Annotated in this window: 4 protein-coding genes and 1 pseudogene; 2 read left to right on the top strand and 3 right to left on the bottom strand. The window is 59.1% G+C overall.

What is annotated here, in order from left to right; all coding sequences use genetic code 11:
* Positions 1-367 precede the first annotated feature (367 nt).
* A complete protein-coding gene (gene dbpA / locus ABYO54_RS12060) occupies positions 368-1,741 on the top strand; it encodes an ATP-dependent RNA helicase DbpA (RefSeq protein ID WP_372808504.1) in 1,374 nt (457 codons plus the stop codon).
* A 93-nt stretch (positions 1,742-1,834) separates the two neighbouring features.
* On the opposite strand, the gene ABYO54_RS12055 is transcribed toward dbpA, so the two are convergent.
* Positions 1,835-2,767: an IS1595 family transposase gene (locus ABYO54_RS12055; RefSeq protein WP_372808503.1), complete on the bottom strand. Its 933-nt coding sequence runs from the start codon at positions 2,765-2,767 to the stop codon at positions 1,835-1,837.
* 386 nt (positions 2,768-3,153) lie between these two features.
* Between ABYO54_RS12055 and htpG the strand changes: the two genes are divergently transcribed.
* Positions 3,154-5,016 carry a molecular chaperone HtpG gene (gene htpG / locus ABYO54_RS12050; RefSeq protein WP_372808502.1) on the top strand — a complete coding sequence of 621 codons (1,863 nt, stop codon included), beginning with the start codon at positions 3,154-3,156 and terminating at the stop codon, positions 5,014-5,016.
* A gap of 96 nt (positions 5,017-5,112) precedes the next feature.
* On the opposite strand, the gene ABYO54_RS12045 is transcribed toward htpG, so the two are convergent.
* Both ABYO54_RS12045 and ABYO54_RS12040 read right to left on the bottom strand, forming a co-directional pair.
* Positions 5,113-6,579: a hypothetical protein gene (locus ABYO54_RS12045; RefSeq protein ID WP_372808501.1), complete on the bottom strand. Its 1,467-nt coding sequence runs from the start codon at positions 6,577-6,579 to the stop codon at positions 5,113-5,115.
* A gap of 191 nt (positions 6,580-6,770) precedes the next feature.
* Positions 6,771-6,976 (bottom strand): annotated as a pseudogene (locus ABYO54_RS12040) (hypothetical protein); the annotation flags it as partial.

Below are 6,976 nucleotides of genomic sequence, written 5' to 3'. Positions count from 1 at the left end.
TTTCGGCCGGACCTTGATCTGTTTGCCGCCTGCCAGCTGGATGGCTATTTTGTCGCCGGGCTGATCAACGATCGCCGGGCCGTTTTTGTAGAGCACCAAACTGCGGGCTTTAAAATTCTGCGTCATAATACGTCCTGATTTGCGTGGAGGTTTCTGAATGGGAACAGGAACATACCCATTGAACCGCTTCCCGGCAACGCCCGAAGGGATCGCGTATAAATTGCAACGTCGCCGAGCCCTGCAAAAGTCATGGAGGGACCGCCCTTTGGGGGAATCCGCCGGCGGGTACTTGAGAATGGTCTCGGTGGCAGAAAATAGGAAAAGGGGCAGGATTGCTAGTTCCCCGCCCGCCGACTAAGGTCCGCGCATGAATCCACGTTGCTTTTCCAATCTTCCGTTATCCGCCGCGCAGCTTTCCAACCTCGAGAGCCTGGGCTATCGCAACATGACGCCAGTTCAGGCGGCTGCGCTGCCCGAGGCGCTGGCGGGCGCGGATCTGATTGTGCAGGCGCGGACGGGAAGCGGTAAAACGGCGGTGTTTGCGCTGGCGCTGTTGGCCCGGTTGGATCTGACCTCGCGCGACACGCAGGCCTTGGTGCTGTGTCCGACGCGCGAGCTGAGCATTCAGGTATCCGCCGAACTGCGCCGGATCGTGCGGCACCAGCAGAATGTCACGCTGACCACGCTCTATGGCGGGCAGTCCGTTGATCTTCAGAAGCAGGCGCTCAGAAAAGGGGCGCAGCTGGTGGTCGGCACGCCGGGGCGGGTTGCGGATTTCGTCGAAAAGGGATCGCTGGTGCTCCGGGGGCTCTCGATGCTGGTGCTCGATGAGGCGGACCGGATGCTCGATATGGGCTTCATCAAGGAACTCAAGCAGATTACCCGCGTCCTGCCTTCGCATCGGCAAACGCTCCTGTTTTCGGCAACGTTTCCCGAAAACATCCAGGAGCTCAGCAGCCATTTGCAGCGCGAGCCCAAGCGGATCACCGTGGAGGAGGCCGCGGTCGACATCGAACAGCACATCTATCGCTGCGCGCCGGAAGACAAGCTCGAGGCACTGAAAAAACTCCTGTTGGAACATCAGCCAACGTCGGCCGCAATCTTCTGCAACTTCAAGCAAAGCACGCTCGATGTGCGGGCCTTCCTTCGCAAGTCGGGGTTCAGTGCGGTGGCGCTCAACGGCGATCTGGACCAGCGCCACCGGGAGGATATCCTGATCCTGTTCAAGCATCAGAGCTGTTCGTTGCTGATCGCGACCGATGTGGCCGCGCGCGGACTGGATATCAAGGAGCTGCCGATGGTCATTAACTATGAACTGCCCGCCGGCGCCGAAACCTATGTGCATCGGATCGGGCGAACGGGTCGCGCCGGCAAGCGCGGCGTCGCGCTGAGCCTCTGCAGCGAGCGCGAACAAGGGAAACTGACCCAAATCAACGCCTACCAGAAATCATCGCTGAAAGCGGAATCGCTGGAGGCGGTGCGCCCCCAAGCGACCCGGATTCCGCCCGCGCAGTATGTCACCTTCTCCATCTCCGGCGGCCGCAAAGCGAAGGTGCGGGCGGGCGATATTCTTGGCGCGTTAACCGGCGAAGGCGGGATTGAGGGCGCGCAGGTCGGCCAAATCGATGTGATGGATTTCATGGCGTACGTGGCCGTGCAGCGCACCGCCGCCGCCCGGGCCGAGCGGAAGCTCGCGGGGTCGAAAATCAAGGGCCGCTCCTTCAAGATCAAAAAGCTCTAACCTGATCTATTCATAAAAATGGATGGGAATGGGGTTAACATACCGGGCTTAAGGTAAATATGGTTTAGGGGTATTCACTTCGCTGGACTAAGTCTATATCTTGTGGTTTCTGCCTCTGACCGACAGGGTTATTTCCTTGAACCGAACGGGTTCCAAGGCGACCGCATTCTGTAGCAAACGGTAAAACAACATTCCTCGCGAACGGGAAGTGCGCCGGTTGAAACGAAAGGTATATTCGTCGAGATAGTATGCCAAATGCTCGTGGCTTACTGCGCCCTGGTGCGTTCCGCCAAGCCATCGCTTAAGCAAACTGGCCACCCGATGGCAAAGGGGAAGCAGATTTGCGCCAACATCCTCGGATTCACGAACAACCTTGTGATCGTAGCCCAAGGCTCCCAATCCATTGTACCCCTTCCACCCATCCGTCTTTACCTGCGTGCCCGGGACAACCGTTTCCCGGATCGCCGCTTCAAGGCTTTTGGATGAAGCATCGGGTATTTTTACAAGGCGAACGCGACCGACGGCCTTGCCATTCTCCTGCGCCACGATCAGCACAAGGCTCTTGCCTTCAGCTCCGCGCCCCCGTTTTCCGGGCTTTTCCCCACCTATGAAGGTTTCATCAACCTGCACGGTTCCCGCCAACTTGTCACGCCCCGGACGCACCATCGCCCGGCGGAGCTTATGCAACCACGTCCACGCGGTCTTGTAGCTTCCAAGACCCAGAACGCGCATCAGCCCCAAGGCGCTAGCCCCGTTCTTCTGACTTGTCACCCACCAGATCGCCCTGAACCAGAGCGCCAGCGGTTTGCGGGTGCCTTCAAAGATCGTGCCGGAAATCACCGAGGTCTTTCGGCTGCACTTCTTGCATTTTAAAAGGCCGTCTGCCAGACGCCACGACTCCCCGTGGCCGCAGACAGGGCAGAGGAAGCCACTCGGCCACCGCAATGAAGCCAGATAGTCGCGACACGCTTCTTCACTTGAAAAGTTCAGTTCCAATTCTTCCAGATCCTTTGGATACGCTTCCATGAAGCGTCTTGTACCACAACATGTGGGTCTGGTCCAGCGAAGTGAATACCCCTAATATGGTTTTTTGTTTCAAAAATTTAGTCCCATCCATTTTTACCGGAGGCGCGGCGATTTCACTTCGTCAACTTCGTTGCGAAAGGCTTGCGGTAGGCTGCTACAGCGGCACGGTTGCCAAAGCAAACTCGGCGCGTGAATAATTCAGGCTAAGCCCGTTGCTGCAGCCGCAACCAAAATTCCAATCGCAACGGTATGCCGCGCGAAGGCCGCCCGAAGGGGGGCGAGTCTCTTTCAGACTTGAAACAAGAGAGCGGCTTTCGTAGTTTCGCGCCTGTTTTTGCAAATTATACCGCAGGCGATCCGCCTGCCCCGAAGTAAAGGAGACACAAATGGCTGAAGAAACCATGCAGTTCAAGACCGAGCTGGAGCAGTTGCTTCATCTCATCACACACTCACTCTATTCCCATCGCGAGGTATTTCTGCGCGAGCTCATTTCCAATGCCTGCGATGCCATCGACAAGGTCCGCTTCGAGGGCCTGAACAATGAGGAAATCCTGGAAGGGCACTCCGACTGGAAGATTACCCTCAAGGCCGACGAAGAGGCCAAGACGCTGACGATTTCCGACAACGGGATCGGGATGTCGCGCGAACAGGTGATTGAGAACCTCGGCACCATCGCCCACTCCGGCACCAAGCAGTTCCTGGCAAGAGCCAAGGAGGCCGATCTGGCCAACAACCCGGAGCTGATCGGCCAGTTCGGCGTCGGCTTCTACGCCTCCTTCATGGTGGCGGACGACGTGACCGTCGTCACCAAGGCCCACGGCGAAGACGCCGTGAAATGGGAGTCCAAGGGCACCGGCGAATTCACCCTGTCCGATGCCGAAAAGAGCGAGCGCGGCACCGAAATCACCCTGCACCTCAAAGACGATGCGGCGGAATACCTGAACGAATGGACGATCCGCTCCACCGTCAAGAAATTCTCCGACTTCCTCGAACATCCCGTTGTGCTCATCACCCAGGAAAAGGACGAAGAGACCGAGGTCGAAAAGGAGAAGGAAGAGCAGATCAATACGCAGAAGGCGATCTGGCTGCGCCCGAAGAGCGAGATCACCGACGAGGAATACGGGGAGTTCTACAAGCATATCTCGCACGACACCCACTCGCCGGCGGAAACGATCCACTATAACGCCGAAGGCGCGATCGAGTTCAAGGCGCTGCTCTTCATTCCTGAGCACAAGCCGTTCGACATGATGATGAACAACGACCCGAAGGCGCATCTGAACCTCTACGTCCAGCGCGTGTTCATCTCCAACGAATTCGACAACCTGCTGCCGAGCTACCTCCGCTTCGTCAAGGGCGTGGTCGATTCCTCCGACCTGCCGCTGAACGTCTCGCGCGAAATCCTGCAGGAAAACCCGATGCTCGACAAGATCCGCAAAAACCTCGTCGGCCGCATTCTCAAGACGCTGGCGCAGATGAAGAAGAAGGACTACGCGGAGTTCAAGATCTTCCACGAAAACTTCAGCGCCATCCTGAAGGAAGGCCTGCAGAGCGACTGGGAAAACAAGGAAAAGATCGCGGAGCTGCTGCTGTTCGAATCCACCGCCAAGGGCGCCGGCGAAAAGACCTGCTTCGACGACTATGTCGAGCGCATGCCGGAAGGGCAGGAAGAGATCCTCTTCCTCGCCGGCGAAAACCGCTCCTCCATCGAAAACTCCCCCTACCTTGAAAAATTCAAGGCCGACGGTCGGGAAGTCCTGCTGATGATCGATCCGATCGACGACTTCGTCATTCCGCAGCTGTTCGAGTTCAAGGGCAAAAAGCTCAAGGCCGTCAACAAGGGCGATCTGGAAGAGGACAAGGAAAAGCTCAAGGACGAAGAGAAGGAGTTCAAGGGCTTTATCGGCTTCGCCAAGGAGTTGCTCGCCGGCATCAAGGAGGTCAAGCTGACCAGCCGGTTGAAGGATTCCGCCGCCGTGCTGGTGGGCGATGAATATTCCATGAGCCCGCACATCGAAGAGATGATGCGCCGCATGGGGCAGGACGTGCCGAAGCGCGAGAGCGTGCTCGAGCTCAATCCGGAACATGCCGTGGTCAAGAAGGTGCAGGCGATGTACAAGGCCGACCAGAAAGATCCGAAGGTCGCGACGCTCACCAAGCTGCTGCACGACCAGGCGGTCATCGCCTCCGGCGCCAAGCTCGACGATCCGGCCGGCTTCGCCGCCCGCCTCAACGAAGTGTTGGCGGACTAGGCCACCGGCGGGGCGGACAGCGTCCGACCGCTCGCGCCGCGTGCGACCCGCCAAACTAAATGAAAAAGCCCCGCATGCGCGGGGCTTTTTTTCGGCCTATGGGGCCGGGGTGATGTTGAACACCTTGGCGGAGGGGAGGCGAAGGAGAACCACATCCACGATGGTGGTCTGGAAGCTCTTCAACTGCCGCCGAAGACGCTCCGGGCTCATGCAAACCCGCAGGGGGACGTATTCGATGTCGTCGGACAACGGCTCTTCCCCTGTGATTTCCAGATCCAGCGGAAGCACGTCGTCGAGCAGCTCCTTCCACGGATTCTTCTTCCGGCGTTTCGAAAACGCCTGGGTACGCAGGTAGAACACCATGGTCCCCTTGTCGTGGCGGTTGGAGTGGCGATGCTCGATCATGTTCGGTACGGTCACATCGTTTTTCTTTCCCTTGGAGTTCATATAGATGTCGAAATGCTCGACCGGCCGGCCTTCCTGATCCCGGATCCGGAAAATCCACTGCGCGTGGCCTTCGTACTGGCTATGGAGGTTCCAGCCCGACAGCAGCCCCCGGCGCCGTGCGATGGTGTCGAACACCACGGATTGCGCCTGGGCAAATTCCTTTTCGACATTCGCGTAGGCGCCGGGCACATCCGGATCGGTCTCCAGCGCCATCCGGACCAGGCGAAGCAGCTGCGCCCGGTGCTTCTCGCCCGTCACGATCCCCATGTCGTCGCCGGAGTGCGCAATCTCGTACGGGATGGTGAACGGGATCTTGGGGGTGTCCCGGGCTTCGGTGACCACCTCCCGTTCAAGCCTGTAGTAGTTGTCCGAAACAACCTTGCCCTCCATCCGCTTGTCGACCACCTCCGCCAGCTTGGCCTGCGTCAGCGAATAGGCCGCTGGGGTCGGCTTGACGGAGATATAGTTGAAGTTCAGGTTGCTGCCCGAAACGCGGACGGTGCTGTCGGACGAGTCCTCCCGCACATAGCGGATCGGCGCCACCCGCATCGCCTTCGGAACCTGCGAACCGATGATGCAGAATTCCTGCACCTGGTAGTCCTCGTACATGCGCGTCCCGTCGTTCAGGAAATGCAGGTGCAGGTCCAGCGTCTTCCACGAACCGAACTCCAGCTCGTCGAGGATCCGGTAGCCGCAGCCCGTGCCGGCCAGCAACTCCTTCCCCCAGCGCGCGATTTGGCCTTGTCCGATGTGCGCCAGCCCGCTGCCGAAATTGGCGCCGGCCAAATGAACCAGGTTGATGATCGGCGAAGGCATCGGGCTGAACTTTTTGATCCAGTTCCGCACCACCAGTGCGCCGGTGCTGTGGATGACCACGTTGAAACCGCCGGCCAGCAAATGCGGGAACTCGGTCTTCAGCGCCCGGTCCATGGCGAAGCTGACATCGTCGATGCAGATGCCGTCGTTCAGCGAAATCCAGCGGCTCAGGTCCAGTTCGGTCACGTTGTGCGCGCCGAACATATCCCGGAGTTCGCGGATGAAACCCTTGTAGATGTCAGGTGCCGGTTTATCGGCCCCCTCGGAGCTATAGCCATGGATCAAAAGTATCGGCTTCATTTCAACCTCCCGTTTTGAAGGAAGCGTAACCCTTTTGTTCTTTATGTGAAGCTTATTTCGAAGGTCTATTGGAGCCGTGCGGAATCCGCCGAGGGGAAATCCGCGGGATGCGCCAGATAGTGGGCGCGCACTTCGGCGAGGGTCGCGTCGGGCGGCAGCCCGGTGTGGGGGGCGCCGGCCTCGAGCCAGTGGTCGGGCGGCACCACGGTGGGACGGATCGGGAGGCCGAACTGCTGGGCGAACTCGAAGTCGCGCTGGTCGCCGGCCGGGACGGCCATGATCGCGCCGGTGCCGTAGCCCATCAGCACGTAGTCCGCGACCCATATGGGGATGCGCTCCTCGTTGACCGGGTTGATGGCATAGCCGCCGGTGAACACTCCCGTCTTCTCGCGCAGCT

Source organism: Pontiella sp., from assembly GCF_041622395.1.
In the GTDB taxonomy this organism is placed as follows: Bacteria; Verrucomicrobiota; Kiritimatiellia; order Kiritimatiellales; family Pontiellaceae; genus Pontiella.
This window is presented reverse-complemented; position numbering and strand designations above follow the sequence as displayed.

Bases quoted from the DNA above. Each gene is read 5' to 3' on its own strand.
- ABYO54_RS12055 (WP_372808503.1), bottom strand. From the start codon at position 2,767: ATGGAAGCGTATCCAAAGGATCTGGAAGAATTGGAACTGAACTTTTCA.
- dbpA (WP_372808504.1), top strand. From the start codon at position 368: ATGAATCCACGTTGCTTTTCCAATCTTCCGTTATCCGCCGCGCAGCTT.
- htpG (WP_372808502.1), top strand. From the start codon at position 3,154: ATGGCTGAAGAAACCATGCAGTTCAAGACCGAGCTGGAGCAGTTGCTT.
- ABYO54_RS12045 (WP_372808501.1), bottom strand. From the start codon at position 6,579: ATGAAGCCGATACTTTTGATCCATGGCTATAGCTCCGAGGGGGCCGAT.